The sequence below is a fragment of the Pontimicrobium sp. MEBiC06410 genome (assembly GCF_053601615.1).
The window spans coordinates 1-221 of record NZ_JBSHNT010000037.1 but is presented as its reverse complement, the minus strand read 5'-3'; the positions used below and the strand labels follow the sequence as shown (position 1 = coordinate 221).

The 221-nt window shown below is 42.1% G+C and carries 1 protein-coding gene; it reads left to right on the top strand.

What is annotated here, in order from left to right; genetic code table 11:
• A partial coding sequence (locus tag ACVC08_RS00230) for a hypothetical protein (RefSeq protein WP_452600509.1) occupies positions 1–221 on the top strand: 221 nt, incomplete at both ends.

Genomic DNA, 221 nt, shown 5'->3' with positions numbered 1-221 from the left:
CAAACCATTACCGTTTCCGATAATATCGCACCAACATTTACTGCACCTGCAGATATTGAGATATTTACAGATGCATCATGTAACTACGATGCTGGAGTAAACATTACAGGAGATGTTACAGACGAAGCAGATAACTGTTCTACAACACTAGACGCGACCTACACAGACACTGTAGTCGCAGGAACTTGCGAAGGATCATTCGTAATCACAAGAACATGGAC